Genomic DNA, 25,888 nt, shown 5'->3' on the forward strand with positions numbered 1-25,888 from the left:
GCGGAGGCCTGCGACACGGGGGATCGGGGGCCGACACGCCGACACACTGTGCCCGGTCTTTGCAACGGGATGCGTATGCACCTAGCGTCGAACATAGAAGTTACTTGACATAACGTTAACCCTCAACCTGAACGTTAACGTTATTTCGGGTGAAGGTCGACGCCGGAGCACCGGCGGACCCCCGTACAGCACACAGATTCGAACAAGGGACACAGGACGTGGCAGCACCTCAGAATTACTTGGCCGTCATCAAGGTCGTCGGCATCGGCGGCGGCGGCGTCAACGCCGTCAACCGGATGATCGAGGTCGGACTCCGTGGCGTGGAGTTCATTGCCATCAACACCGACGCCCAGGCCCTGCTCATGAGCGACGCCGACGTCAAGCTCGACGTCGGCCGCGAACTCACGCGCGGGCTCGGCGCCGGAGCGGATCCGGAGGTCGGCCGCCGCGCCGCCGAGGACCACTCCGAGGAGATCGAGGAGGTCCTGCGCGGGGCCGACATGGTCTTCGTCACCGCTGGTGAGGGTGGCGGAACCGGCACCGGTGGTGCGCCCGTCGTCGCCCGGATCGCCCGCTCCCTCGGCGCCCTGACGATCGGCGTCGTCACGCGTCCGTTCACCTTCGAGGGACGTCGCCGGTCGAACCAGGCGGAGAGCGGCATCGACACGCTCCGCGAAGAGGTCGACACGCTCATCGTGATCCCGAACGACCGCCTGCTGTCCATCAGCGACCGCAACGTCTCGATGCTCGACGCGTTCCGCTCCGCGGACCAGGTCCTGCTCTCGGGCGTCCAGGGCATCACCGACCTCATCACCACGCCGGGCCTCATCAACCTCGACTTCGCCGACGTGAAGTCCGTCATGCAGGGCGCGGGCTCGGCCCTCATGGGCATCGGTTCCGCACGCGGCGAGGACCGTGCCGTCAAGGCGGCCGAACTCGCCATCGCGTCGCCGCTGCTCGAGGCCTCCATCGACGGTGCCCACGGCGTCCTGCTGTCCATCCAGGGCGGCTCCGACCTCGGCCTCTTCGAGATCAACGAGGCGGCGCGCCTCGTCCAGGAGGTCGCGCACCCCGAGGCCAACATCATCTTCGGCGCCGTCATCGACGACGCCCTCGGTGACGAGGCCCGCGTGACGGTCATCGCGGCAGGATTCGACCAGGTGGACGCCACATCCCAGCCCGTCGCTGCAGCAGCACCGGCGGCACGGCCCGCCGTCGCCCCCCGCGTGGGCGGCGACCAGCAGCGCATGGCCGGTGCGGCGACCGCGGGCCTCGGTGCCTGGTCGCAGCAGCGTGCCCAGAACGTCCAGGCCGTCCCGGCGGACTCGGGCTTCGACGTCGACCTGCCGGCCATCGTCGAGCCCGACCTGTCGGCCGGCCGCTCGGACGACCTCGACGTGCCCGACTTCCTCAAGTAGTCGGTGGACACGGACGGCGTGCCCGGGCCGACCTCCGCGTTCCACTGGCACGAGGAGGTCGGCGCGGGGCTCAGGGTCGCGTTCACGGCCGTGGGGGCGGGCAACCTCGCCCTCCACGTCGGTGATGAGCCCGACGTCGTCCGCGGCAACCGCCGCCGGCTGGAGTCCGCGATGGGCATCCCCTGCGGTGCGCTGCGCTTCATGAGCCAGACCCATTCGGACCGCGTCGCCGTCGTCGGCCCGACCACGCAGGACCCGCCCGACGCGGACGGCATGGTGTCGCTGGACGGGAGCGAGCCGCTCGCCGTCCTCGTTGCCGACTGCGTGCCGGTCGTCCTGGCGGACGCCCCGATCGCGGACGGCGGGACGGGGGCCACGGCCGTGGTGCACGCGGGCCGCGTGGGTGTCGGCAACGGCATCATCGAGCACGCGGTCAGGACGCTCCGCCGCCACGGAGCACGCGAGCTCACGGCGTGGATCGGTCCGTCCGTGTGCGGCTCCTGCTACGAGGTGCCCGACGACATGATGAGGACGATGGCGCACGTCCTGCCCGAGGCCGCGTCGCGGACGCGGCAGGGGACGCCGGCACTCGACCTGCCGAGGGCGGTCCACCTGCAGCTCGCACGGGCCGGCGCCAGGGTCGAACCCCTGCGTGGGAGCGGCCCCTGCTGCACCGTCGAGAACCCCGGGCTGTACTCCCACCGGCGGGAACCCGGAGCCGGGCGCATCGCTGGCCTCGTGTGGCGGACGTGAGCCCCGAGGTGTCACCGGGTTCCGCCCGGGACCGCGAGCTGGCGGAACGCCTGCGGGCCGTCCGGACCCGCATCTCCTCCGCCGCGGCGTCGGCCGGACGCGGCGAACCGGAGCTGATCGTCGTCACCAAGTACTTCCCGGCCTCCGACGTGCGGATCCTCGCCGGACTCGGCGTCACCGACGTCGGTGAGAACCGCGACCAGGAGGCGGCGGCGAAGGCGGGCGAACTGCAGGACCTCACCCTGGCGTGGCACTTCATCGGGCAGCTGCAGACCAACAAGGCCCGGTCGGTGGTCCGCTACGCCCACAGCGTGCATTCCGTGGATCGCCTCCCGCTCATCGCGTCGCTCGGCAAGGCCGTCGGGGCGGAGCAGGAGCGGCGGGCCGCTGCGGGGACCGGTGCCCGGGAGGACCTGCGGTGCTTCCTCCAGTTCACCCTCGATACCGGAGCCGGTCCCGCGGAGGCATCCGCGGGCAGGGGAGGGGCCCACCCCTCCGAGGCGGCGGCACTGGCGGAGGCCTGCGCGGCGACGGACGGCCTCCAGCTCGCAGGGGTGATGGCCGTGGCGCCCCTGGGCGCCGACCCGGTCGAGGCGTTCGAACGGCTCCTGCGCATCTCGGCCGAGGTCCGCGGCGTCGACCCTGCCGCATCCGCCGTCTCGGCGGGGATGAGCGGTGACCTCGAGGAGGCCGTTGCCGCCGGGGCGACACACCTCAGGATCGGGTCTGATGTCCTCGGTCCGCGTCCGGCGGTGGGGTAGCGTCGACGCTAGAACGGCGGTACGACGGGCACCGGGGTCGGTGGCCTATGGCAGGACCCCGGACCCACCGATCCACTCTCAGAACAGGAGTCACCATGGCTGGCGCACTGCGCAAGACAATGATCTACCTTGGGCTCGCCGACGGTGATGAGCACTACGAGCCCGAAACGAAAAGCGCGCAGAGCAGGAACGAGGACTACACGGTGGATTACGATCGCGACGAGCGTCACCTCGAGCCGGCTCCGGCCGCCGTCCGCGTGGCCCCCGCCGAGGAATACCGGGCCCCAGTCACGCCGATCAAGCGCGCGCCGTCGTCCCGCGAGGACTCCGCCGCCCTGCGCCAGATCACCACGATCCACCCCCGCTCGTACAACGACGCGAAGCTCATCGGCGAGAGCTTCCGCGACGGGATCCCCGTGATCATGAACGTCACCGACATGGGGGAGTCCGACGCCAAGCGCCTCGTCGACTTCTCGGCGGGCCTCGTGTTCGGCCTGCACGGGAGCATCGAGAGGGTCACGAATAAGGTGTTCCTGCTCTCGCCGTCGTATATTGAAGTACTCGGCGAGGACCTGAAGGCAAGCGAAGGACAGACCAGCTTCTTCAACCAGAGCTGAGCTGCGGCCCTCCGGTCGCGCAAGACCCTCCAAGGCACGAAGGACTGAAACTGCTCTGTGAGTCTGGTATTCGCCCTGATCTACCTGGTACTGATGCTGTTCCAGCTCGCCCTGATCCTGCGCATCATCTATGACGCCGTCCAGGGATTCGCCCGCGACTGGCGTCCCCAGAAGTCGGCGCTGGTGCTGGCTTCGGGCATCTACTCGGTCACGGATCCCCCCATCAAGGCCCTGCGCCGGCTCATTCCGCCCCTCCGCCTGGGCGGGGTCCAGCTCGATCTGGCGTTCCTGGCACTGTTCGTGGTCGTGCTGATCCTGATGTCCGTGTCCGCCAATCTCGCACGATAGCCTCCGGGGCCGTTTCGGCAATGACACCCGGGAAGATATACGCTGATGCACAGTTCGACGTGAGTCCAGCGGTTCATGTCCACAATCCGGTACCGCAGCCATGACCGCCAGTCGGCGGGCCGGCTCCTATCAGTATGAGGTGACCACATGGCTTTGACGCCAGAAGACGTTGTCAACAAGAGGTTCCAGCCGACGAAGTTCCGCGAGGGCTACGACCAGGACGAGGTGGACGACTTCCTCGACGAGATCGTCGTCGAGCTCCGCCGCCTGAACTCCGAGAACGAGGAACTGCGCCGCAGGCTCGGGGACGACCCCTCGGACGCCTCGCAGGCCACGACGATCCCCGCCCCCGTCGCGGCGAGCACGCACACCGAGAAGGCGACCGACGAGGAGTCCGCCCAGGTCACCCAGGCCGACGACGAGACCAGCCCCGCTGCGATCCCCGCGACCGCGGCCTCCGTCACCTCGGCAGAATCCGCCGCCGGCGTCCTCGCCATGGCGCAGCGCCTGCACGACGAATACGTCAACGCGGGCGTCGAGCAGCGCGACAAGATCATCGCCGAAGCCCAGCTCGAGGCCACCGGCCTCGTCGACGCGGCCGAGGAGAAGAGCCGGAAGACCCTCGGGGACCTCGAGGAGCAGAAGACGGTCCTCGAGAGCACGGTCGAGCAGCTCCGCGGCTTCGAGCGCGACTACCGCGCACGCCTCAAGGCCTACATCGAGGGCCAGCTCCGCGACCTCGATGCCCGCGACTCCCTCGCGACCGAGTCCGCCTCCTAGCGAGACGTCCTGGCCCGACCCGCGTCGGGGCAGCAGTGGAAGGGCCGGTTGCCGGGGCACGACCCCGGGAGCCGGCCCTTCCGGCGTCGGGAGCCACCGCGCCCGCCCGATGGCCCCGACGACAGACCACACAGCCCCGACACCCTGGATGGACCGTGAACGAGCACCAGCCCGCCGACACCACCCCCGAGCCCGACGGCGATCCGTCGGCCGCAGCGGACAGCACCCCGGCGGACGCCCCGGGACCCGCGCACCGCATCCCGGCGCGCTACGGGCTCCTGATGCTCGCGTGCGCGCTGGTCGTCTATGTGGCCGACCAGCTCACCAAGTGGTGGGTCGTGTCCACGATGACCGAAGGGCAGATCACGCCGGTCCTCCCGCCCCTGCTCAGCTGGCGTTTCTTCCGTAACCCGGGGGCCGCGTTCTCGATCGGGACGGACTACACCTGGGTGTTCACGATCATCATGGTCGTCGTGTCCACCGCCCTCATCCTGCAGGTGAGGAAGGTCGCCTCCCGCGGGTGGTCGGTGGCGCTGGGACTCGTCCTCGGGGGCGCCCTGGGCAACCTGACGGACCGCCTCCTGCGCGAACCCTCGTTCGGCCAGGGCCACGTGGTGGACTTCATCGCCCTGCCGAACTTCGCCATCTTCAACATCGCCGACTCGGCGGTCGTCAGCGGCGTGGTGCTCATCTGCATCCTGACCCTGCGGGGCATCGGTTTGGACGGTCGCCGCGACGACGAGCCGACCGACGAGCCGGCCGGCCCGGCAACGGGCCCGGCGGCCGACCCGACCCAGCACCGGGACGATCATGGCAGGTGACCGCCGGGAGCTCATCATCCCGGAGACCGAGGCCGGGAACAGGGCGGACGCCGTCCTCGCCCGCCTGCTGGACGCCTCCCGCTCCGCCGTCGCGCAGTGGTGTGCGGACGGGCGGGTGCTGCGCGGCGGCGTGCCGCTGGCGAAGTCGGACCGCGTCCACGCCGGTGACGGCATCGACGTCGCCCTGCCGGATCCGCAGGACAGGCACCGCGTCATCCCGGAGGCGGTCGACGGCATGGGCATCCTGCTCGACGACGAGGACTTCGTGGTCGTGGACAAGCCCGTCGGCGTCGCCGCCCACCCGTCGCCCGGCTGGGTGGGACCCACGGTGGTCGGCGCACTCGCCGCGGCCGGCTACCGCATCTCCACGTCGGGAGCCCCCGAGCGCGTCGGCATCGTCCACCGGCTCGACGTCGGCACCTCGGGGGCGATGGTCGTCGCCAAGACCGAGCCCGCCTACACGGCCCTCAAGCGCGCCTTCAAGGAGCGCACGGTCGACAAGGTGTACCACGCCGTCGTGCAGGGGCTGCCGGAGCCGCTGAAGGGCACCATCGACGCGCCGATCGGACGCCATCCGCACCACGAGTGGCGCTTCGCGGTCATGGAGGGCGGCCGCGACTCGGTGACGCACTACGAGGTGCTCGAGGCCTTCGGCCGGGCCAGCCTGGTCGAGGTGCACCTCGAGACCGGCCGGACGCACCAGATCCGCGTCCACTTCTCCGCGCTCCGCCATCCCTGCGCGGGGGACCTCACGTACGGGGCGGACCCCCGCCTGGCGGCCGAACTCGGCCTCACCCGGCAGTGGCTGCACGCCCACCGCCTGGGCTTCGCGCACCCGCGCACCGGTGAGCCGGTCACCGCGACGAGCCCGTATCCGGTGGATCTCGCGTACGCCCTGACGGCCCTGTCCGACGGCCTGGTGTGACACGCCGGGGCGACCCCGGACGACACGCCCGGGGCCCGCCGCGGGGTAGGGGGAGCACTAGACTCGGGGGGTGGCTACTCCTGCATCAACAGATTCGTTCGTCCATCTCCACAACCACACCGAGTACTCGATGCTCGACGGCGCCGCCCGGCTGACGGACCTCTTCAGCCACACCGAGGAACTCGGCATGAAGGCCCTCGCCACCACGGACCACGGGTTCGTCTTCGGGGCCTTCGACTTCTGGAGCAAGGCCACCAGCGCCGGCATCAAGCCCATCATCGGCGTGGAGGCCTACCTCACCCCGGGGACCGCCAGGAACGACCGCACCCGCGTGCAGTGGGGCGGCGGCGGGCGCGACGACGTCTCCGGTGCGGGCGCCTACACCCACATGACCCTCTGGTCGGAGACCACCGAGGGCATGCACAACCTCTTCCGGATGTCCTCCCTCGCCTCCCTCGAGGGCTACCTCTACAAGCCGCGCATGGACCGGGACCTCCTGCAGACCTACGGCAAGGGGCTCATCGCCACCACGGGCTGTCCGTCCGGCGAGGTCCAGACCAAGCTCCGGCTCGGCCTGTACGACGAGGCGCGGCAGGCGGCGTCGGACTTCCGCGACATCTTCGGGGCGGAGAACTACTTCTGCGAACTGATGGACCACGGGCTCGACATCGAGCGGAACGTCAAGGCGGACCTGATCAGGCTCGCGAAGGACCTCGGGCTGCCGCTCGTGGCCACCAACGACCTGCACTACACGCACGCCGAGGACTCCAAGGCCCACGCGGCCCTGCTGTGCGTCCAGTCCGGGTCCACCCTCGCGGACCCGAAGCGCTTCAAGTTCGACGCCGACGAGTTCTACCTGAAGTCGCCCGCCGAGATGCGCGCCATCTTCCGCGACTACCCGGAAGCCTGCGACAACACGCTGCTCATCGCCGAACGGTGCGACGTCGAGTTCAACACCAAGGCCAACTACATGCCCCGGTTCCCCGTGCCGGAGGGCGAGAACGAGCAGTCCTGGTTCGTCAAGGAGGTCGAGACCGGGCTGCAGTACCGCTACCCGGCGGGCGTACCCGACGACGTCCGCAAGCAGGCGGAGTTCGAGGTCGGCGTCATCACGCAGATGGGCTTCCCCGGCTACTTCCTCGTGGTCGCCGACTTCATCAACTGGGCGAAGAACAACGGCATCCGGGTGGGGCCGGGCCGCGGCTCGGGTGCCGGGTCCATGGTGGCGTACGCGATGCGCATCACCGACCTCGACCCCCTGAAGCACGGCCTGATCTTCGAGCGCTTCCTCAACCCCGAGCGCGTCTCGATGCCCGACTTCGACGTCGACTTCGATGATCGGCGCCGCGCGGAGGTCATCCGGTACGTGACCGAGAAGTACGGCGACGAGCGCGTGGCCATGATCGTCACGTACGGCACCATCAAGGCCAAGCAGGCGCTCAAGGACTCCTCCCGCGTCATGGGGTACCCGTTCTCCACAGGGGAGCGGCTCACCAAGGCCATGCCGCCGGACGTCATGGGCAAGGGCCTCGCCCTGGCCGACGTGCACAACAAGGACGCCAAGCGCTACTCCGAGGCGGAGGAGCTGCGTGAGCTCCTGAAGACCGACGCCGACTCCGAGAAGGTGTTCGAGACGGCCCTCGGCCTCGAGGGCCTGAAGCGCCAGTGGGGCGTACATGCCGCCGGCGTCATCATGTCCTCCGACCCGCTGATCGACATCATCCCGATCATGCGCCGTGAGCAGGACGGCCAGATCATCACCCAGTTCGACTACCCCACCTGCGAGGGCCTCGGACTGATCAAGATGGACTTCCTCGGCCTGAGGAACCTGACGATCATCACGGACGCCGTCGAGAACATCAAGGCCAACAAGGGCGTCGACCTCGTCCTGGAGGACCTGGAACTCGACGACAAGGAGTCCTACGAACTCCTGGCACGCGGCGACACGCTGGGCGTGTTCCAGCTCGACGGCGGGCCCATGCGGTCGCTGCTGAAGCTCATGCGCCCCGACAACTTCGAGGACATCTCCGCCGTCCTGGCGCTGTACCGGCCCGGTCCGATGGGCGTGAACTCGCACACGAACTACGCCCTGCGCAAGAACGGCCTGCAGGACATCGAGCCGATCCACCCCGAGCTCGAGGGGCCGCTCGAGGAGATCCTCGGCGGCACGTACGGCCTCATCGTCTACCAGGAGCAGGTGATGAGCGCCGCCCAGAAGCTGGCGAACTTCACGCTCGGCCAGGCGGACATGCTCCGCCGCGCGATGGGCAAGAAGAAGAAGTCCGAGCTGGACAAGCAGCAGGCCGACTTCTTCGCGGGCATGAAGGCCAACGGCTTCTCGCAGGCCGCGATGGACAAGCTGTGGATCGTCCTCGAATCCTTCTCCGACTACGCGTTCAACAAGGCACACACCGCGGCGTACGGGCTCGTGTCCTACTGGACGGCGTACCTCAAGGCGCACTTCCCGGCCGAGTACATGGCGGCACTGCTCACGAGCGTGGGCGACGACAAGGACAAGCTGGCGATCTACCTCAACGAGTGCCGCCGCATGGGCATCACCGTCCTGCCGCCGGACGTCAACGAGTCGAGCGTGAACTTCACCCCGGTCGGCAAGGACATCCGCTTCGGCATGGGCGCGATCCGCAACGTCGGCGCGAACGTCGTCGGCGCGATGGTGGGGGCGCGGGAGGAGAAGGGGGCGTTCACCTCGTTCAGCGACTTCCTGCAGAAGGTGCCCGCCGTCGTCTGCAACAAGCGCACCATCGAATCCCTGATCAAGGCCGGCGCCTTCGACTCCCTGCGGCATCCGCGGCGCGCCCTCGCGATGATCCACGAGGAGGCCGTGGATTCCGTGATCGTCCTCAAGCGCAACGAGGCGGCGAACCAGTTCGACCTCTTCAGTGCGTTCGACGACGCCGGAGGCGTCGTGGGCGGCCTGTCCGTCGAGGTGCCGGACCTGCCCGAGTGGGACAAGAAGGACAAGCTGTCCTTCGAACGGGACATGCTCGGCCTGTACGTCTCGGACCACCCCCTCCAGGGGCTGGAGGGCATCCTCGGCCAGCACGCCGACTCCTCCATCCCGTCCATCATCAGCGAGGAGGGGCCGGCGGACGGTGCGATCGTCACCATCGCCGGCATGATCACCTCGCTCCAGCGCAGGATCGCCAAGAACAGCGGCAACGCCTACGCGCGGGCGGAGGTCGAGGACCTCGCAGGGTCCATGGAGGTCATGTTCTTCGGCCAGGTCTACGGCCCCATCTCGGCGGTCCTCGCGGAGGACCTGATCGTCGTGGTGCGCGGCCGTCTCCAGCGCCGCGACGACGGCGCCGTGATGCTCAACGCGCAGGAACTGACGGTGCCGGACCTCAGCGAGGGGCACTCCGGGCCGGTGGTGATCTCCATGCTGCAGCACAAGGCGACGGAGACCGCGGTCACGGCGCTGGGTGACGTGCTGAGGACACACCCCGGGACCAGTGAGGTGCTGATCCGGCTCAACGGCTCGCGGAAGGTCGAGGTGATGAAGCTGGGCGTTGACCTGCGCGTCAACCCGACACCGGGACTCTTCGGGGACCTCAAGATCCTGTTCGGGCCGGCCTGCCTCGACGCCTGACCGGCACGTCCGGGCGGGTGCCGGCGTCAGATGACGTTGTGTCAGATGACGTAGTCGGTGGCCGTCGGCGTCCCGTAACTGCCGCCGTGGTACAGGAGGGGAGCGCCGTCGCGACCGATGGTCCCCGCGACCACCTCCGCGACGACCACGGCGTTGTTCTCGAAGGACAGGCGCATGCTGATGCGTCCCACGAGCCAGCCGGCGACGTCCCGGAGGATCGGGACGCCCTCCGGTCCCGGCTCCCAGTGGTCGCCCGTGAACCGGTCCTTCGTGCGCGCGAAGCGGTTCGCCAGGCCCTCGTTCTCGGTGCTGAGCATGTGGACGCCCACGAAGCTGGTGTTCGCGACGGCCGGCCACGAGGACGAGGACCGCGCCATGTTGAACGAGAAGCGCGGCGGTTCGGCGGACAGCGACGCCACGGACGTCGCCGTGAAACCGTAGGGCACGCCGTCGTAGGTGGCGGTGATGATGGCCACGCCGGCGGCATGGCGGCGGAAGACCTCGCGGAAGGACTCCGCGTGCACGCCCGTGGGCGAGGTCGATGGCGGCGCGGCGGTGCCTGGATTGCTCACGTGGTTCCTCCGGGGGCTCTCGGCGTTGGACACCCCAACCCTAGGCGCGCACCCCGGGCGCGGAGCGGTTTGTTAATGTAGAAGTCATGCGTGCCAGCAAGGAACCGGCCACCGGACCGAGCAACTACCCGCCTCCCGTCTACTCCGTGGCCGAGGACCGGCGATCGGTGCCGCCCGCCGGGGTCTTCTGGTGGCTCGGGTCCACGATCCTCCTGGGCGCCGTCGTGGGCGCCGCATGGTGGCTCCTCGCTCCCACCGGACGCCTGTTCGGCGATCCGTCCTCCGCCGACCAGTGGCTCCTCCGGGACCTCACCCTCGCCGGCCTCGAACTCGTCGCCGGGATCGCCGTCGGCACCGTGGTGGCCCTGCGGCTCATGCTGCCCGCCGCGGTGGCGCGCATCCTTGCCGCCGTCGGCGGGTCCGCCCTCGGCTCCCTCCTCGCCCTCGCCGTCGGGGAGGGCCTCGCGTACCTGCTCGGACCGCACGGGCAGGACGGGCTGCCCGGATCCGACTTCCTGCTGCACTCCTACGGCGCCCTGGCCATCTGGCCGGCCGTCGCCGCCGTCATCATCTTCGCCACGGCCCTCATCGGCCTCGCGCGCCGCCGGACCTGACCACGGCGCCTGTCGGGAGGGACGCCCGTGGGTGAGCGGGCGTACGGCACTCCCGATAGACTCTCAGGGTGAATCCACCGTCCAGCACCTCCCCGACCGTCGGCTTCCGCACCATCGACCTGCGCGGCCGGACCCTCTCGCCGGGCGACCTGAAGAGGGCTATGCCGCGCGCCGCCGCGGATGCCCGCTCCTCGGAAGCCGCCGTGCAGGCCATCATCGACGATGTCCGTGCCCGCGGCATCGAGACCCTCCGGGAACTCGCCCTGCGCTTCGACGGCGTCGAGCAGGAGCACCCGCGGGTGCCGGCCGAAGTCGTGGACGCCGCCCTCGCCGGCCTGGACGACGACGTCCGGGCCGCGCTCGAGGAGGCCATCCGGCGGGCGCGCGTCTTCGCCCGGGCCCAGGTGCCGGACGACGTGGACGTGCAGGTGGCGCCCGGAGCGCACCTGACGCACAAGTGGATCCCCGTGGACCGGGTCGGCCTCTACGTGCCCGGCGGGCTCGCCGTCTACCCGTCCTCCGTGGTCATGAACGTGGTGCCCGCGCAGGCCGCCGGCGTCGGATCGATCGCCCTCGCCTCGCCCCCGCAGAAGGAGTTCGGCGGCTGGCCGCACCCCGTGATCCTCGCCGCCGCCGCCATGCTCGGCGTCACCGAGGTGTACGCCATGGGCGGCGCCCAGGCCGTCGCCGCCCTCGCCTACGGGATCCGGGACCACTCGGGGACCGGCCGGGACATCGATCCCGTGGACGTCGTCACCGGGCCCGGCAACGTATTCGTGGCCACGGCCAAGCGGCTGGTCCGCGGCCAGGTCGGCATCGACTCGGAGGCCGGCACCACGGAGATCGCCGTCCTCGCCGACGCGAGCGCCGACCCCGACCTCGTCGCCGCGGACCTCGTGAGCCAGGCGGAACACGATCCCCAGGCGGCGTCCGTCCTGGTGACGGACTCCGAGGAGCTCGCGGCCGCCGTCGTCCGGGCACTCGAGGCCCGTGCCGCCCGGACGCGCCATGCGGAGCGGGTGCGGACCGCCCTGTCCGGGCCGCAGTCCGGCGTGATCCTGGTCGACGACGTCGAGCACGGGATCGCCGTGTGCGACGCCTACGCGGCCGAGCACCTCGAGATCCAGACCATCGACGCGGCGGAGGTCGCCGGGCGCATCCGCAACGCCGGCGCCGTCTTCATCGGCGCCTACAGCCCGGTCAGCCTCGGGGACTACTGCGCGGGGTCCAACCACGTCCTGCCCACCAGCGGGACGGCCGCCTTCGCCTCCGGGCTCAACGTGACGACCTTCCTGCGCGCCGTCCAGCTCGTGCACTACGACCGCGAGGCGCTGCGTGAGGTCGCGTCCTCGATCCTCTCGCTGGCGGAGGCCGAGAACCTCCCCGCGCACGGGGAGGCCGTCGCGGCCCGTTTTGACGCCGGCGCATCCTGATCCGCGGCCGCACCCACGCCGCACCCACTCCTGCGGTCGGCCACTACATCTGGTAATTACAGTGTTGTTGTTTCACTACATGTAGTCCTAAACTGGTCTCGGCACGTTGTTGGAACGGCCTACGGAGCGGGAGGGACCCATGTACTGTCCGTACTGCCGTAACCCCGACTCCCGCGTCGTCGACAGCCGCCTCGCGGACGACGGATCCGCGATCCGGCGCCGTCGCCAGTGCCCGCAGTGCGGCCGCCGCTTCAGCACCGTGGAGACGACGAGTCTCAGCGTGGTCAAGCGCTCCGGAGCCGGCGAACCGTTCAGCCGGTCCAAGATCATCAACGGTGTCCGCAAGGCCTGCCAGGGCCGCCCGGTGACCGAGGACGACCTCGCCCTCCTGGCGCAGGAGGTCGAGGAGAACGTCCGGGCCAGCGGCGTCGCGGAGATCGACGCGCACGAGGTGGGGCTCGCCATCCTCGAGCCGCTCCGGAAGCTCGACCAGATCGCCTACCTGCGGTTCGCCAGCGTGTACCAGGGGTTCGAGTCCCTCGAGGACTTCGAGGAGGCCATCGGAACCCTGCGCCGGCAGAACGAGGACCACGGGCAGCGCGTCCCCACCGGGATGCAGCGGCCCTTGACGGCGCATTAGCGCCCTACAGACCCCGGTGGTGGCTGCGGAGGGGAAGCCGACGCCACCACCGGTTCCACGTCCCTCCCGCGTCGCCGAGGCGGGGGAGCAGGCGTCCGGGGTTCTCCGACGTCAGGCCTTCGGGCCGGAGAGCAGTGCGGCCTGCAGCGCCCCGCCGACGATCCCCGCCTGGTTCTTCAGCTGTGCCGGGATGATCGGGGTGCGCAGCTCCAGCGACGGCAGGTACTCGCTGCTGCGCTTCGAGATCCCCCCGCCCACGATGAACAGTTCGGGGGAGAAGAGGAACTCCACGTGCGAGAAGTAGCGCTGGAGGCGGACGGCGTACTCGTCCCAGTCGATGCCGTCCCGCTCACGGGCGACGGCGGACGCCTTCGTCTCGGCGTCGTGCCCGTCGATCTCGAGGTGGCCGAGCTCCGCGTTCGGCACCAGCTTCCCGTCGAAGATGAACGCCGAACCGATACCCGTACCCAGGGTGATCACGAGGACCGTGCCCATCCTGCCCTTGCCGGCCCCGTAGCGGACCTCCGCGAGACCGGCGGCGTCGGCGTCGTTGATCACGTGGACCTCCCGGCCGAGGACCTTGCTGAAGAGGCCGTCGACGTCGGTGTCGACCCAGCTCTTGTCCACGTTCGCCGCGGACCGGGCGATGCCGTGCTGGATGATGGCGGGGAAGGTGACGCCCACCGGGACGTCGGCAGCAGGGCCTTCGGGCCGGGAGGAGAGCTCCGCGACGATCTGGGCGACCACCTCGGCGACGGCCTCGGGCGTCGAGGGCTTCGGCGTCGGGATCCGGTACCGTTCGCCGACGATCACACCCTTCTCGAGGTCGACGATGCCGCCCTTGATGCCCGTGCCGCCGATGTCCACGCCGATGACCGTGGCGGGGAGCTTCTTCGATTTCTTCTTCTCGGTGTCCTTGGGCATGACTCTCTCTCGACGGATGGGTTGAGGCGTCGTCCGGCGCGTGCCGGACATGGTCGTGGTGCAGCGTGCGGAGTGGATCGCTGAGGCGGTACTACGGGAGGGTCAGGACCTCGGCGCCGCGATCGGTGACCAGGAGAGTGTGCTCGAACTGCGCCGTCCTCTTCCGGTCCTTCGTCACGACGGTCCAGTCGTCCGCCCACATGGTCCAGTCGACGGTCCCGAGCGTGAGCATCGGTTCGATCGTGAAGACCATCCCCGGCTCGATCACGCGGTTGTACGCCGGGGCGGCGTCGTAGTGCGGGATGATCAGCCCGGTGTGGAACGCCTCGCCCACGCCGTGCCCGGTGAAGTCACGGACAACACCATAACCGAAGCGCTTCGCGTAGGACTCGATGGTGCGGCCGATGACGTTGATCTCGCGGCCCGGTGCGACCGCGCGGATGGCGCGGTTGAGGGATTCCTGCGTGCGCTCGACGAGCAGGCGGGACTCCTCGTCGACGTCGCCGATGCAGAAGGTGTAGTTCGTGTCGCCGTGCACGCCGTCCTTGAAGGCCGTGATGTCGATGTTCAGGATGTCCCCGTCCTCGATCACGGTGGAGTCCGGGATGCCGTGGCAGATGACCTCGTTCAGTGACGAGCACAGCGACTTGGGGAACCCCCGGTACCCGAGCGTCGAGGGATAGGCGCCGTGGTCGAGCAGGAACTCGTGGCCGACCCGGTCGAGCTCGTCGGTGGTCACGCCCGGTTTCGCGTGGTTGCCGACCTCGACGATGGCCTGGGCGGCGATCCTGCCGGCCACACGGATCTTCTCGATCGTCTCCGGCGTCTTCACCTCGGATCCGGTGAAGGGGGCGGGCGCCTTGCGGCCCACGTACTCCGGGCGTGCGATACCCCGGGGAACGGGGCGCTGGGGCGAGATGGCGCCGGGCGTCAAAGTCCCAAGGGGCGCGGCGGCGGAAGTCTGGGGCATACCCTGATTCTATAGCGGGCGCTGGTCGGCGGCCGAAAAGGCGCTGCCGGACCGGCCGGCGGACACCACGTTCCGCGCCCGGATCGAGGAGGTCGACATGACGGAGTACTGGTTCAACGTGCGCACGCACGAGATCGAGGAGGACCGGCAGTCGGACTGGTCGCAGCTCATCGGACCGTATGCGACGAGGGCCGAGGCCGAGAAGGCCCTCGAGAAGGTCCAGCAGCGCAACGAGGCCTGGGACCGGGACGACGACGCGTAGGCCCCCGGGCCGTACAGCTAGAACGTGTGCTCGGGGCCGGGGAACGTGCCGGCCCGGACGTCGTCCGCGTAGGCGCGGGCGGCATCCGTGAGGACCGTCCGGACGTCCGCGTACTGCTTGACGAATCTCGCCTGCCGGCCGCCGCGCAGCCCCGCCATGTCCTGCCACACCAGCACCTGGCCCGTCGTGCCCGGGCCGGCCCCGATGCCGATCGTCGGTACGCGCACGGCGGCCTCGACGGCGTCCGCGGTCCTGCTGGGCACCATCTCCATGAGGATGCAGAAGGCCCCGGCGTCGGCGAGGGCGACGGCGTCGTCGACGATGCGCTGCGATGCGTCCCCGCGCCCCTGGACCCGGTACCCGCCGAGCGCGTGCTCGCTCTGCGGCGTGAAGCCGATGTGCGCCATGACCGGGATGCCGGCGCGCACGAGCGCCCGGACCGTTCCGGCGTACTCGGCGCCACCCTCCATCTTCACGGCGTGCACCAGGCCCTCCTTCAGGAGGCGGACCGAGGATTCGACGGCCTGCTGGGGGGACACCTCGTAGCTGCCGAAGGGCAGGTCGGCGACGACGAGGGCCCGCCGGGCCGCCGTGCTCACCGCCCGGCTGAAGAGGATCATCTCGTCCAGCGTGATGGGCAGCGTCGTGGCGTGTCCGAGGACGTTGTTGGCGGCCGAATCGCCGATGAGGAGCACCTCGATGCCGGCCTCGTCGAACACCTGCGCCGCGTACTGGTCGTACGCCGTCAGCATCGCGAACCGCGTGCCGTTCTCCTTGGCCTGCTGCAGGTGGTGGATGCGGATGCGGCCGGTCGGGGTGGCTGCGGGCGGGGTCGGCGTCGTGCCTGCGCCCGCTCCGTAGGGGGCGGGCAATTCGGCGGAAGTCATGACACGAGACTATCGGACGGCGCTGCGCCGTCCTGGGGCCGCTCGAGGCGGGCCGCCCGCCGTAACCGGCCGTTAACACGGGCGCGCGAGAATGGCGAGGCGCGGCCGCGCATGTTCCGGGCCCGCGGATCAGTAGAGTGATGACGGCGCCTCACGCGCGCCCGGGGCGGCCCTGAGCCGTGCGGGCGGCCCGCGGCGCCGGAGCAGGGCGTCCCGGGCAGGTAGTGCCTGCCGCCCCGACCGAGCGGTCCGGGCATCGATTCGAGGAATGAGGTTGTCATGGACCGGCAGCAGGAATTCGTACTGCGCACCATCGAGGAGCGGGACGTGCGCTACGTACGGCTGTGGTTCACCGACGTCGTCGGGTCCCTGAAGTCGGTGGCGCTCGCCCCGGCCGAGGTCGAGGGTGCGTTCGAGGAGGGCCTCGGGTTCGACGGGTCCTCCATCGAGGGGCTCGCGCGGGTGTACGAGTCCGACATGCTGGCCCAGCCGGACCCGTCGACCTTCCAGATCCTGCCCTGGCGCGGCGAGAAGGAGCAGACGTCCCGGATGTTCTGCGACATCCTCACCCCGGACGGCCGGCCGTCCACCGCCGACCCGCGCGGGGTCCTCAAGAAGACCCTCGCGAAGGCCGCCGACATGGGGTTCACCTGCTACACGCACCCGGAGATCGAGTTCTACCTGCTGAAGTCCGCGGAACCGGGCGCGGACGGCCAGCCCGTGCCGGTGGACCAGGCAGGCTACTTCGACCACGTGCCGGGCGGCGTGGCCCAGGATTTCCGGCGGACGGCCGTGGCGATGCTCGAGTCCGTGGGCATCTCCGTGGAGTTCAGCCACCACGAGGCGGGGCCCGGGCAGAACGAGATCGACCTGCGCTATGCCGACGCGCTGCAGACCGCGGACAACATCATGACGTTCCGCACCATCATCAAGGAGGTTGCCCTGACCTCGGGCAGCTATGCGACCTTCATGCCGAAGCCCTTCTCCGAGCATCCCGGGTCCGGGATGCACACCCACTTCTCGCTGTTCGAGGGCGATACGAACGCGTTCTACGAGGCGGGCGCCGAGTTCCAGCTGTCGAAGACCGCACGCCAGTTCATCGCCGGCATCCTCCGGCACGCCCCCGAGTTCACCGCCGTGACCAACCAGTTCGTGAACTCCTTCAAGCGGCTCTGGGGTGGCGGCGAGGCGCCGAGCTACCTGTCCTGGGGCCACAACAACCGCTCCGCCCTGGTGCGGGTGCCCCTCTACAAGCCCAACAAGGGCCAGTCCGCGCGCATCGAGTACCGTGGCATCGATTCCGCGAGCAACCCCTACCTCGCGTACTCGGTGCTCCTGGGCGCGGGCCTGAAGGGCATCGAGGAGGGCTACGACCTGCCGCCGGCCGCCGAGGACGACGTCTGGAGCCTGACTGCCGCCGAGCGCCGCGCCATGGGACACGACCCCCTCCCCGCCAGCCTGCACGACGCCATCCGCGTCATGGAGGAGTCCGAGCTCGTCGCCGACATCCTGGGCGAGCAGGTCTTCGAGAACTTCCTGCGGAACAAGCGCGCGGAGTGGCACGACTACCGCATCCAGGTGACACCCTACGAGCTGCGCCGGAACCTCAACATCCTGTAAGGCCGTCCCGGAGGACATGGCTAGGGTTGGGGCATGAGCCTCAACCGCAAGCTGATCAGCTACGGCTTCACGGACCTCGAGAAGAGCCGGCGTTTCCTCGACGCCCCGGAACTGCGTGGCCTCGACGACGACGACCTCTTCGCCGGTCTCGCCCTGTCCGCCAACCCGGACATGGCGCTGCAGTCCTTCGTGAGGCTCCTGGCGGTGGATCGCACGGCGGTCACGGCGGCCTTCTCCGACGAAGGCCGACGCGGCCTCCTGTTCCGGCTGCTGGGCGCCACCGAGGCGCTCGGGGAGTTCCTCATGCGCCGCCCCGAACACCTGGACGTCGTGAGGACCAGGCCGGCTACGCCGCCGGTCGTCGCTCCCGAGGGGCTGCGCGCCGAGTTGCTCGGCTCCGTCGACGCCGATCCGGCCGCGGCCAATCCCGTCGCGGGCGTCGTCGGCGTCGATGCGTACTGTCGGCTCCGGGTCGCCTACCGGAGGCTCCTCACGGACCTCGCCGTCCGCGACCTCGGGCACTGTGCGCCCGTCGACTACCTGCCCGTCGTCGCGCGTGAACTCGCGGACCTCGCCGCCGCCGCGCTGGAGGCGTCGCTCGCCGTCGCGCGGGCGGAACTCGGCGAGGTGTACGGGCCCGACGTCGTCGCCCGGGTCAGGCTCGCCGTGATCGCGATGGGCAAGTGCGGTGCCCGCGAACTGAACTACATCTCCGACGTCGACGTCGTCTACGTGGTGGAGGGGGAGGACCTCGACGACACGACGCTCACCCGGATCGGGACGGGACTCGCGTCCGGCATGTCCCGGGGCGTGTACTCGCCCGGTCCGGAGCCGGCCCTGTGGGAGGTGGACGCGAACCTCCGGCCGGAGGGCAAGGACGGCCAGCTCGTGCGGACGCTGCAGTCACACGTGTCCTACTACGAGCGGTGGGCCAAGACCTGGGAGTTCCAGGCCCTCCTGAAGGCCCGGGCCGCGGCAGGGGACGCCGACCTCGGCCGGCGGTACGAGGAGGCCATCGCCCCGCTCATCTGGGCGTCGTCGCAGCGGGAGGGTTTCGTCGAGGGCGTCAGGGCCATGCGCCGCCGCGTCACGGACAACATCGCGCGCGACGAGGAGGCACGCCAGCTGAAGCTCGGCCCGGGCGGCCTCCGCGACGTCGAGTTCACCGTGCAGCTGCTGCAGCTCGTCCACGGACGGCTGGACGAGTCGCTGCGGGTCCGCGACACCGTCTCCGCCATCGCCGCCCTGAGCGCCGCCGGGTACGTGGGGCGCTCCGACGCGCTGGACCTCGACGACTCCTACCGCTACCTGCGGGTCCTCGAGCACAGGATCCAGCTCATGCAGATGCGCCGCACCCACCTGATGCCCGAGGACGAGACGTCGCTGCGCGCCCTCGCGCGGTCCTCCGAGGGATGCATGGTGCGGGTACGTCCGAGCGCCCAGAGCCTCCACGACAAATGGCAGTCCACGCGGCGCCTCGTCCGGCGGCTCCACGAATCGATCTTCTACCGGCCCCTGCTCAACACCGCGGCGACGCTCCGGCCCGAGGACGTGCAGCTCACCGCGGAGGCGGCGCAGGCACGCCTCGCGGCGCTGGGCTACCAGGATCCGCGGGGCGCGATGCGCCACATCGAGGCGCTCACCGGTGGGCTCCGGCGACGCGCACTGCTGCAGCGGCAACTCCTGCCCATCCTGCTGGGCTGGTTCGCCGACGGCGTCGATCCCGACGCCGGGCTCCTCGGGTTCCGTCGGCTCAGCGAATCGCTCGGCGAGAGCCACTGGTACCTGGGCATGCTGCGCGATTCCAACGCTGCGGCGGAACGCCTCTGCGCCGTCCTGTCGAGCAGCCGGTTCATCACCGATCTGCTGGAGGTGTCCCCGGAATCGACGCAGTGGCTGGGCTCCGACGCCGAGCTCGTCCCGGAGACCTTCGAGGCCCAGTGGCACGAGATCCGGTCGAAGATGTCCAGGCACCCGGAGCCCGAGGATGCCATCCGCCTGATCCGCCTCATCCGGCGCCGCGAGCTGCTGAGGATCGCCGTCGCCGACAGCTCGGGCCTGCTGTCCCAGGCGGAGGTAGGGGAGGCGCTGTCCGACACCGACCGGGCGGCGGTCCTCGGTGCCCTGCACGTGGCCGAGAACCAGGTGTCCGCGCGCGAGGAGCAGCTCACCGACGTCGTCGTCATGGCGATGGGACGCCAGGGCGGCCGCGAGATCACGTACGGGTCCGACGCCGACGTCATCTACGTGCACCGGCCACGACCCGGGGCGGACGAGTCCGCGGCGCAGAAGCAGGCGGAGACGATCGTCGCACGGCTGGTCGCGCTGCTCACCCAGCCCTGCAAGCCCGCCGTGCTCGCCGAACGCGTGCTGGAGATCGATGCCGCCCTCCGCCCGGAGGGCAAGCAGGGCCCGATGGTCCGCTCGATCGGCTCCTACCGCGAGTACTACCGCCGCTGGTCGCTCGTGTGGGAGGCGCAGGCGCTCCTGAGGGCCCGCCCACTGGCGGGCGACGACGGCCTCGCCACCGAATTCCTGGACCTCATCGACCCCGTACGGTATCCCCGCGACCTCGCCGAGAGCGACGTCCGCGAGATCCGGCGCATCAAGGCGCGTGTCGAGGCGGAACGGCTACCGCGCGGGGCCGACCCCTCGCGGCACCTGAAGCTGGGGCGCGGTGCCCTCAGCGACGTCGAGTGGCTGGTGCAGCTCCTCCAGCTGCAGCACGCGCATGCTCTTCCGGCCCTGCGCGTGCAGTCCACCCTCGCCGCGCTCCAGGTGATCGAGGCCGAAGGGCTGGTCCCGGCGGAGGACGTCGCCATGCTGCGCGGCAGCTGGACCCTGGCCACCCGGATCCGTGCGGCGAACCTCATCTGGAGCGGCCGGGGGTCCGACCTGCTGCCGTCCTCACGCCGCGACCTCGAGGCGGTGGCGCGCTGGTGCGGCTACGGTCCGGACAGCGGCTCCCACCTGGAGGAGGACTACCTCCGGATGACGAGGCGCAGCCGAAGCATCTTCGAGCGGCACTTCTACGGGTACTAGCGCTCCCGTTCCTGCTGCGGGACCGGCGACGGCGGCCGCCCCCGCAGTGGGGACGACCGCCGTCGCATGTGGTGCGGGGTGCTGCTAGACGCCGTAGTAGAGCTCGAACTCGTAGGGGTTCGGGCGCAGGGAGAGCGGCTTGATCTCCATCTCGCGCTTGTACTCGATCCACGTGTCGATCAGGTCCTGCGTGAAGACGTCGCCCGCCTGCAGGAACTCGTTGTCCGCCTCGAGGGCCAGGAGGGCCTCCTCGAGCGAGCCGGGAGCCTTCTGGATGTCCTTGGCCTCCTCGGCGGGGAGCTCGTAGAGGTCCTTGTCGATGGGGTCAGCGGGCTCGATGCGGTTCTTGATCCCGTCGAGGCCGGCCATGAGCTGCGCGGCGAAGGCGAGGTACGGGTTCGACGACGGGTCCGGCGCGCGGAACTCGATGCGCTTGGCCTTCGGGTTGGACCCGGTGATCGGGATCCGGATGCCGGCGGAGCGGTTGCCCTGCGAGTAGACCATGTTGACCGGGGCCTCGAAGCCCTTGACCAGGCGGCGGTAGGAGTTGACCGTCGGGTTGGTGAAGGCCAGGACGGCGGACGCGTGCTTGAGCAGGCCACCGATGTACCAGCGGGCCATGTCCGAGAGTCCGGCGTAACCGCGCTCGTCGTAGAACAGCGGCTGGCCGTTGCTCCACAGGGACTGGTGGCAGTGCATGCCGGAGCCGTTGTCGCCGAAGACGGGCTTCGGCATGAAGGTGGCGGACTTGCCCCAGGCGTTCGAGACGTTCTTGACGATGTACTTGAACTTCTGCAGGTCGTCCGCAGCGTGCGTCATGGTCGTGAACTTGTAGTTGATCTCGGCCTGGCCGGCGCCGCCGACCTCGTGGTGGGATCGCTCGACCTCGAGGCCCGCCTTGTCCAGTTCGACGCAGATCGCGTCGCGCAGGTCCGCCTGCTTGTCGACGGGGGACACCGGGAAGTAGCCGCCCTTGAACGGCGTCTTGTTGCCGAGGTTACCGCCGACCTCCTCGCGGCCGCTGTTCCAGGGTGCCTCGATGGAGTCCACCTTGTAGAAGCTGCCCTGGGGGGAGGACTCGTACTGCACGTTGTCGAAGATGAAGAACTCGGCCTCGGGGGCGAAGAACGCCGTGTCCGCGATGCCGGTCGAGGAGAGGTACGCTTCGGCCCGCTCGGCGACGCTGCGCGGATCGCGGTGGTAGGGGTCGCCGGTGCGCGGGTTGACGATGGAGAAGTTCAGGGCGAGGGTCTTCTCGACGCGGAACGTATCGATGAACGCCGTCGTCACGTCCGGGATCAGCTGCATGTCGGACTCGGCGATGCCCTGGAAGCCGCGGATGGAGGAGCCGTCGAAGAGCTGCCCGTGGATGAAGAAGTCCGCGTCGACCGTCTTGGCGGGGACGTTGAAGTGCTGCTGCACGCCGGGCAGGTCGGTGAACCGGACATCGACGAACTTGATGTCTTCGTCGGCGATGAATTTGAGGACTTCGTCCGCATTCTTGAACATTCATGCTCCTATCGCAGGGCTGGGGGAAAGACTGGGCGCCAGCGCGTGCCCCTGCACCGCGCGGGAAGTCACGAACTCCGGCGGAGTGGGACGCTGCCGCCGTCTCGCTCCAACTGTAGGAGCGGGCAGTTTCTCGCTGGTGTCGCCGTTGTTTCCGGGACGTTACATGAGGGGAAGTGCGTCTCCCACCCTAGCGCGTCCCTGAGGTGGGGGGCATAATGGGGCCGCTCACCGCCGGGTACGCTGGAGGCGTGGTAAGTAGACATGACCTCGGCTCGTGGATGGAAGGCCCCTCACCGTCGGGCAACCAGCAGTGGCCCGGCCAGCGGCTAGGACGGCCCGAAGCGGGTCCGGGGTCGATCGCCCGATTCGGGCCGAGGGCCGCGGCGCTCCTGATCGACTGGGTCATCTGCTCGCTGCTGTCCGCAGCGTTCTTCGGGTACGATTCCTTCGCCACGCTGTACCTCTTCCTCGCCGAACAGATCCTGTTCGTCGGGTTCTTCGGCTACAGCATCGGGCATCGCATCCTGCGCATGCAGGTGCAGACCCTGGACGGCAGGCCGGCGGGCTATCTCACCGCGATCATCCGGAGCGTGCTCCTGTGCCTCGTGATCCCGGCGCTCATCATCGACGCGGACCAGCGTGGAATCCATGACCGGGTGCGCCGGACCGGGCTCTTCCGCATCTAGCCGGCACGACGGACCGGACGACGAGGAGCCCCTCCCGACGGGAAGGGCTCCTCGTGTGTCAGCGAGACCGGCACGGCGACCCGCGGGTCAGCGCCCGCGCATCGCCTTCCGGTCGGGCCGGGCCTTGAACGGGTCCACGCCCTTGGGGATCGGGAGCTTCGTACCGAGGGCGCTCAGCCGCTTGTCCACGGCCGAAACCTCCTGCTTGGTGAGGGTCTTCTTGAGCTTCTGGACGGTCTTCGGGAGCTTCGACAGGGGGACCTGACGATCGTCACGGCCGGTCTCGATCACGTGGACGGGCACGTTGGGGATGATGCGGGCCATCTTGCGTTTCTCGCCGTCCACGAGCTGCTTGACCCGGGTGGACGGACCCTCCGAGACGAGGATGACTCCCGGGCGACCGATCACGCGGAACACGGCGTCCTGGGTGCGCGGGTTCACGGCGACGGGCTGCTCCTGGAGGATCCAGCCGCGACGCAGGACGCTCAGGGCGGCTCCGGCCGCGCCCGGCTTCCCCTCGATCTGCGAGAACGCCGCACGTTCGGCCCGGCGCGACAGGATGAAGATCGCGGCGAGGAACGCGAGCGGGATGGCGATGATCATCAGCGTGACGACGTTGTCGATCAGCAGCCCGATCAGCAGCCCCAGGGCGATGATGCCGACGAACGCCAGCAGCATGAACCAGACGACGCTCGGATCGTTGCGCCGGGTCATCTTGAAGACCTCGGAGACCTGCTTCATTCGCCCGGTCTTCTTCGGGCCCTTCGCGGCCTTCGGCTTGCGGGAGAACAGGCGGCGTTTGGGCGTGGGGGAACCGGAAGGATCGATCGTGTGCGACATAGTTCTTCGATTCTACGGGATGGCGGGGGAGCGGCGGCCGGACTGCCCGCCGTCGTGTGCGGCGGGCAGGTCAGCCGGCGAGGAGCGAGGACGCTTCCTGCAGGGCGGTTCCGGACTCGTCCAGGTGGGCGAGTTCCGGGGGGAGCTCGAGGCCCTTCTTCCGCATGGCGCGCGCCCAGAGGCGGCCGGCGCGGTACGACGAGCGCACGAGGGGGCCGCTCATGACGCCGAGGAATCCGATCGCCTCGGCTTCCTCGCTCAGTTCGACGAACTCGCCGGGCTTCACCCAGCGGTCCACCGGGAGGTGGCGCTCGCTCGGGCGCAGGTACTGCGTGATCGTGATGAGGTCGCAGCCGGCGTCGTGCAGGTCGCGGAGGGCTTCGGAGATCTCTTCCCGGGTCTCGCCCATCCCGAGGATGAGGTTCGACTTCGTCACCATGCCGCGGTCGCGTCCCTGGGTGATGACGTCGAGGGAGCGCTCGTAGCGGAATGCCGGCCGGATCCGCTTGAAGATGCGGGGGACCGTCTCGACGTTGTGCGCGAAGACCTCCGGGGCCGCGTCGCAGATCGCGGCGATGTGCTCGGGGCGGCCGGAGAAGTCGGGGATGAGGATCTCCACGCCCGTGCCCGGGTTCATGCTGTGGATCTGCCGGATGGTCTCGGCGTAGAGCCACACACCCTCGTCGGGCAGGTCGTCGCGCGCGACGCCGGTGACGGTGGCGTAGCGCAGGTTCATCGACTGCACCGACTGGGCGACCTTGAAGGGCTCGCTGCGGTCGAGGGGCTGCGGCTTGCCGGTGTCGATCTGGCAGAAGTCGCACCGCCGGGTGCACTCGGAGCCGCCGATCAGGAACGTGGCCTCCCGATCCTCCCAGCACTCGAAGATGTTGGGGCAGCCTGCTTCCTCGCAGACGGTGTGCAGGCCCTCCTTCTTCACCAGGTTCTTCATGGACACGAATTCCGGGCCGATGTTGACCTTGGCCTTGATCCAGTCGGGCTTTCGCTCCACCGGTGTCTCGGCATTGCGCGCCTCGACGCGCAGCAGTCGGCGGCCCTCGGGTGCAAGACTCACAGGGAAGCTCCTTCTGGCTGGTTCTGGGCGGGGCCGGACGTGCCGGCACCGGCAGGGTGGGGTGTCCCGGTGTCATCGTTGCCCACCAGCACCGCCTCATTCTTGCGCAGTCCCGCCTCGATCGACGAAACGAGATCGGCCGGGGTGACCGTGCGGCCGCATTCGGCGGAGATGGAGGTGACGCCGGCGTCCGCGATGCCGCAGGGGACGATCTGCTGGAAGGGCGCGAGGTCGTTGCTGCAGTTGACGGCGAAGCCGTGCATGGTGACGCGGTTCCTCACGCGGATGCCGATGGCCGCGATCTTGCGCGCGGGTCGCGCGCCGGTCTCCGCGAGCCAGACCCCGGAACGCCCGTCGATCCTGATGCCGTCGATCCCGAGGGGGCGCAGGGAGGCGATAATGACCTCCTCCAGGGTGTGGACGTAGTCGGCGACGCGCGCCGGATCCCGCAGCGCGAGGACCGGGTATCCGACCAGCTGTCCTGGCCCGTGCCAGGTGAGTTTGCCGCCACGATCGACGGGCACCACGGGTGTGCCGTCGAAGGGCCGCTCGTGATCTTCGGTGCGTTTGCCTGCCGTGTAGACGGGGCTGTGTTCGAGGAGCAGGACGGTGCTCGGCGCGGCGCCCTCCACCACCCGGGCGTGAAGTGATTTCTGCATCTCCCACCCCTGTGTGTACTCGATGAAATCCGGAGCGAGGCCGACGCGTGAGAGCACAAGGGTCATGGCACAAGCCTAGTCCTGCCCGGCGACACCGTCCTGCCGCCGTCCTCCGGGCCGGG

24 protein-coding genes are annotated in these 25,888 nt (G+C 69.6%); 16 read left to right on the plus strand and 8 right to left on the minus strand.

Features of this window, described 5'->3' with window-relative positions:
• Nucleotides 1-218 precede the first annotated feature (218 nt).
• The 9 genes from ftsZ to dnaE all read left to right on the plus strand — a co-directional run bounded on the left by ftsZ (nucleotide 219) and on the right by dnaE (nucleotide 10,033).
• Nucleotides 219-1,418: a cell division protein FtsZ gene (gene ftsZ / locus AC4D2F_RS00305; protein WP_104164261.1), complete on the plus strand. Its 1,200-nt coding sequence runs from the start codon at nucleotides 219-221 to the stop codon at nucleotides 1,416-1,418.
• A gap of 3 nt (nucleotides 1,419-1,421) precedes the next feature.
• Nucleotides 1,422-2,171 carry a purine nucleoside phosphorylase YfiH/LACC1 family protein gene (locus tag AC4D2F_RS00310; RefSeq protein WP_490909052.1) on the plus strand — a complete coding sequence of 250 codons (750 nt, stop codon included), beginning with the start codon at nucleotides 1,422-1,424 and terminating at the stop codon, nucleotides 2,169-2,171.
• The gene (locus tag AC4D2F_RS00315; RefSeq protein WP_490909053.1) at nucleotides 2,168-2,932 is read left to right on the plus strand and encodes a YggS family pyridoxal phosphate-dependent enzyme; all 765 of its coding nucleotides are present in this window, start codon (nucleotides 2,168-2,170) and stop codon (nucleotides 2,930-2,932) included. Before AC4D2F_RS00310 ends, AC4D2F_RS00315 begins: the two co-directional genes overlap by 4 nt.
• Before the next feature lie 95 nt (nucleotides 2,933-3,027).
• Nucleotides 3,028-3,549, plus strand: a complete 522-nt coding sequence (locus tag AC4D2F_RS00320) for a cell division protein SepF (RefSeq protein WP_490909054.1) — start codon at nucleotides 3,028-3,030, stop codon at nucleotides 3,547-3,549.
• Between the two features lie 57 nt (nucleotides 3,550-3,606).
• Nucleotides 3,607-3,897 carry a YggT family protein gene (locus AC4D2F_RS00325; protein WP_104164265.1) on the plus strand — a complete coding sequence of 97 codons (291 nt, stop codon included), beginning with the start codon at nucleotides 3,607-3,609 and terminating at the stop codon, nucleotides 3,895-3,897.
• Nucleotides 3,898-4,044: 147 nt separating this feature from the next.
• Nucleotides 4,045-4,677: a DivIVA domain-containing protein gene (locus AC4D2F_RS00330; protein WP_104164267.1), complete on the plus strand. Its 633-nt coding sequence runs from the start codon at nucleotides 4,045-4,047 to the stop codon at nucleotides 4,675-4,677.
• Nucleotides 4,678-4,958: 281 nt separating this feature from the next.
• Nucleotides 4,959-5,498 carry a signal peptidase II gene (gene lspA, locus AC4D2F_RS00335; protein ID WP_490910494.1) on the plus strand — a complete coding sequence of 180 codons (540 nt, stop codon included), beginning with the start codon at nucleotides 4,959-4,961 and terminating at the stop codon, nucleotides 5,496-5,498.
• Nucleotides 5,488-6,423 (plus strand): RluA family pseudouridine synthase, encoded by a 936-nt coding sequence (locus tag AC4D2F_RS00340; protein ID WP_490909058.1) that lies wholly within the window; start codon nucleotides 5,488-5,490, stop codon nucleotides 6,421-6,423. The genes lspA and AC4D2F_RS00340 overlap by 11 nt, the downstream gene beginning before the upstream one ends.
• Nucleotides 6,424-6,493: 70 nt before the next feature.
• Entirely contained in the window at nucleotides 6,494-10,033 is a 3,540-nt protein-coding gene (gene dnaE, locus AC4D2F_RS00345) for a DNA polymerase III subunit alpha (protein WP_490909059.1), read from the plus strand.
• Between the two features lie 41 nt (nucleotides 10,034-10,074).
• Here dnaE and AC4D2F_RS00350 read toward each other — a convergent pair whose 3' ends face one another.
• The gene (locus AC4D2F_RS00350; protein ID WP_258069611.1) at nucleotides 10,075-10,605 is read right to left on the minus strand and encodes a flavin reductase family protein; all 531 of its coding nucleotides are present in this window, start codon (nucleotides 10,603-10,605) and stop codon (nucleotides 10,075-10,077) included.
• Between the two features lie 86 nt (nucleotides 10,606-10,691).
• On the opposite strand from AC4D2F_RS00350, the gene AC4D2F_RS00355 reads away from it, so the two are divergent.
• The 3 genes from AC4D2F_RS00355 (at nucleotide 10,692) to nrdR (ending at nucleotide 13,292) form a co-directional block, all read left to right on the plus strand.
• A complete protein-coding gene (locus AC4D2F_RS00355) occupies nucleotides 10,692-11,219 on the plus strand; it encodes a hypothetical protein (RefSeq protein ID WP_490909060.1) in 528 nt (175 codons plus the stop codon).
• Nucleotides 11,220-11,287: 68 nt separating this feature from the next.
• Entirely contained in the window at nucleotides 11,288-12,652 is a 1,365-nt protein-coding gene (hisD, locus tag AC4D2F_RS00360) for a histidinol dehydrogenase (protein WP_490909061.1), read from the plus strand.
• Nucleotides 12,653-12,791: 139 nt separating this feature from the next.
• On the plus strand, nucleotides 12,792-13,292 hold the full coding sequence (nrdR, locus tag AC4D2F_RS00365) for a transcriptional regulator NrdR (RefSeq protein WP_104164275.1): 501 nt from the start codon (nucleotides 12,792-12,794) through the stop codon (nucleotides 13,290-13,292).
• A gap of 111 nt (nucleotides 13,293-13,403) precedes the next feature.
• Here nrdR and ppgK read toward each other — a convergent pair whose 3' ends face one another.
• Entirely contained in the window at nucleotides 13,404-14,216 is an 813-nt protein-coding gene (gene ppgK / locus AC4D2F_RS00370) for a polyphosphate--glucose phosphotransferase (protein WP_104164277.1), read from the minus strand.
• Nucleotides 14,217-14,307: 91 nt separating this feature from the next.
• Nucleotides 14,308-15,186, minus strand: a complete 879-nt coding sequence (map, locus tag AC4D2F_RS00375) for a type I methionyl aminopeptidase (protein WP_104164279.1) — start codon at nucleotides 15,184-15,186, stop codon at nucleotides 14,308-14,310.
• 97 nt (nucleotides 15,187-15,283) lie between these two features.
• Between map and AC4D2F_RS00380 the strand changes: the two genes are divergently transcribed.
• The gene (locus AC4D2F_RS00380) at nucleotides 15,284-15,448 is read left to right on the plus strand and encodes an SPOR domain-containing protein (protein ID WP_146067326.1); all 165 of its coding nucleotides are present in this window, start codon (nucleotides 15,284-15,286) and stop codon (nucleotides 15,446-15,448) included.
• Nucleotides 15,449-15,465: 17 nt separating this feature from the next.
• On the opposite strand, the gene panB is transcribed toward AC4D2F_RS00380, so the two are convergent.
• Complete coding sequence (gene panB, locus AC4D2F_RS00385; RefSeq protein ID WP_490909062.1) at nucleotides 15,466-16,335, minus strand: 3-methyl-2-oxobutanoate hydroxymethyltransferase; 870 nt, start codon at nucleotides 16,333-16,335, stop codon at nucleotides 15,466-15,468.
• 279 nt (nucleotides 16,336-16,614) lie between these two features.
• Here panB and glnA (AC4D2F_RS00390) point away from each other — a divergent pair, with 279 nt between their 5' ends.
• Nucleotides 16,615-17,955, plus strand: coding sequence for a type I glutamate--ammonia ligase (glnA, locus tag AC4D2F_RS00390; RefSeq protein ID WP_104164283.1), 1,341 nt, complete (start codon nucleotides 16,615-16,617; stop codon nucleotides 17,953-17,955).
• Between the two features lie 33 nt (nucleotides 17,956-17,988).
• A complete protein-coding gene (locus AC4D2F_RS00395; protein WP_490909063.1) occupies nucleotides 17,989-20,997 on the plus strand; it encodes a bifunctional [glutamine synthetase] adenylyltransferase/[glutamine synthetase]-adenylyl-L-tyrosine phosphorylase in 3,009 nt (1,002 codons plus the stop codon).
• 84 nt (nucleotides 20,998-21,081) lie between these two features.
• On the opposite strand, the gene glnA (AC4D2F_RS00400) is transcribed toward AC4D2F_RS00395, so the two are convergent.
• Nucleotides 21,082-22,506, minus strand: coding sequence for a type I glutamate--ammonia ligase (glnA, locus tag AC4D2F_RS00400; protein ID WP_104164287.1), 1,425 nt, complete (start codon nucleotides 22,504-22,506; stop codon nucleotides 21,082-21,084).
• Nucleotides 22,507-22,757: 251 nt separating this feature from the next.
• Between glnA (AC4D2F_RS00400) and AC4D2F_RS00405 the strand changes: the two genes are divergently transcribed.
• Nucleotides 22,758-23,195 (plus strand): RDD family protein, encoded by a 438-nt coding sequence (locus tag AC4D2F_RS00405; protein ID WP_490909064.1) that lies wholly within the window; start codon nucleotides 22,758-22,760, stop codon nucleotides 23,193-23,195.
• An 87-nt stretch (nucleotides 23,196-23,282) separates the two neighbouring features.
• Here AC4D2F_RS00405 and AC4D2F_RS00410 read toward each other — a convergent pair whose 3' ends face one another.
• The 3 genes from AC4D2F_RS00410 to lipB form a co-directional block, all read right to left on the minus strand.
• Nucleotides 23,283-24,035 (minus strand): DUF4191 domain-containing protein, encoded by a 753-nt coding sequence (locus AC4D2F_RS00410; RefSeq protein WP_490909065.1) that lies wholly within the window; start codon nucleotides 24,033-24,035, stop codon nucleotides 23,283-23,285.
• Nucleotides 24,036-24,105: 70 nt separating this feature from the next.
• A complete protein-coding gene (lipA, locus tag AC4D2F_RS00415) occupies nucleotides 24,106-25,107 on the minus strand; it encodes a lipoyl synthase (protein WP_490909067.1) in 1,002 nt (333 codons plus the stop codon).
• Nucleotides 25,104-25,832: a lipoyl(octanoyl) transferase LipB gene (gene lipB, locus AC4D2F_RS00420; protein WP_490909068.1), complete on the minus strand. Its 729-nt coding sequence runs from the start codon at nucleotides 25,830-25,832 to the stop codon at nucleotides 25,104-25,106. The genes lipA and lipB overlap by 4 nt, the downstream gene beginning before the upstream one ends.
• Nucleotides 25,833-25,888: the final 56 nt, after the last annotated feature.

It is taken from the genome of Arthrobacter sp. TJ-263 (assembly GCF_058269155.1).

What these genes read in the sequence shown, in the direction of transcription:
- AC4D2F_RS00380 (WP_146067326.1), top strand. Translation starts at nt 15,284, where the DNA reads ATGACGGAGTACTGGTTCAACGTGCGCACGCACGAGATCGAGGAGGAC.
- lspA (WP_490910494.1), top strand. Translation starts at nt 4,959, where the DNA reads ATGCTCGCGTGCGCGCTGGTCGTCTATGTGGCCGACCAGCTCACCAAG.
- AC4D2F_RS00355 (WP_490909060.1), top strand. Translation starts at nt 10,692, where the DNA reads ATGCGTGCCAGCAAGGAACCGGCCACCGGACCGAGCAACTACCCGCCT.
- AC4D2F_RS00320 (WP_490909054.1), top strand. Translation starts at nt 3,028, where the DNA reads ATGGCTGGCGCACTGCGCAAGACAATGATCTACCTTGGGCTCGCCGAC.
- AC4D2F_RS00410 (WP_490909065.1), bottom strand. Translation starts at nt 24,035, where the DNA reads ATGTCGCACACGATCGATCCTTCCGGTTCCCCCACGCCCAAACGCCGC.
- lipB (WP_490909068.1), bottom strand. Translation starts at nt 25,832, where the DNA reads ATGACCCTTGTGCTCTCACGCGTCGGCCTCGCTCCGGATTTCATCGAG.
- glnA (WP_104164283.1), top strand. Translation starts at nt 16,615, where the DNA reads ATGGACCGGCAGCAGGAATTCGTACTGCGCACCATCGAGGAGCGGGAC.
- ppgK (WP_104164277.1), bottom strand. Translation starts at nt 14,216, where the DNA reads ATGCCCAAGGACACCGAGAAGAAGAAATCGAAGAAGCTCCCCGCCACG.
- AC4D2F_RS00395 (WP_490909063.1), top strand. Translation starts at nt 17,989, where the DNA reads ATGAGCCTCAACCGCAAGCTGATCAGCTACGGCTTCACGGACCTCGAG.
- map (WP_104164279.1), bottom strand. Translation starts at nt 15,186, where the DNA reads ATGCCCCAGACTTCCGCCGCCGCGCCCCTTGGGACTTTGACGCCCGGC.
- AC4D2F_RS00340 (WP_490909058.1), top strand. Translation starts at nt 5,488, where the DNA reads ATGGCAGGTGACCGCCGGGAGCTCATCATCCCGGAGACCGAGGCCGGG.
- nrdR (WP_104164275.1), top strand. Translation starts at nt 12,792, where the DNA reads ATGTACTGTCCGTACTGCCGTAACCCCGACTCCCGCGTCGTCGACAGC.
- AC4D2F_RS00330 (WP_104164267.1), top strand. Translation starts at nt 4,045, where the DNA reads ATGGCTTTGACGCCAGAAGACGTTGTCAACAAGAGGTTCCAGCCGACG.
- panB (WP_490909062.1), bottom strand. Translation starts at nt 16,335, where the DNA reads ATGACTTCCGCCGAATTGCCCGCCCCCTACGGAGCGGGCGCAGGCACG.
- glnA (WP_104164287.1), bottom strand. Translation starts at nt 22,506, where the DNA reads ATGTTCAAGAATGCGGACGAAGTCCTCAAATTCATCGCCGACGAAGAC.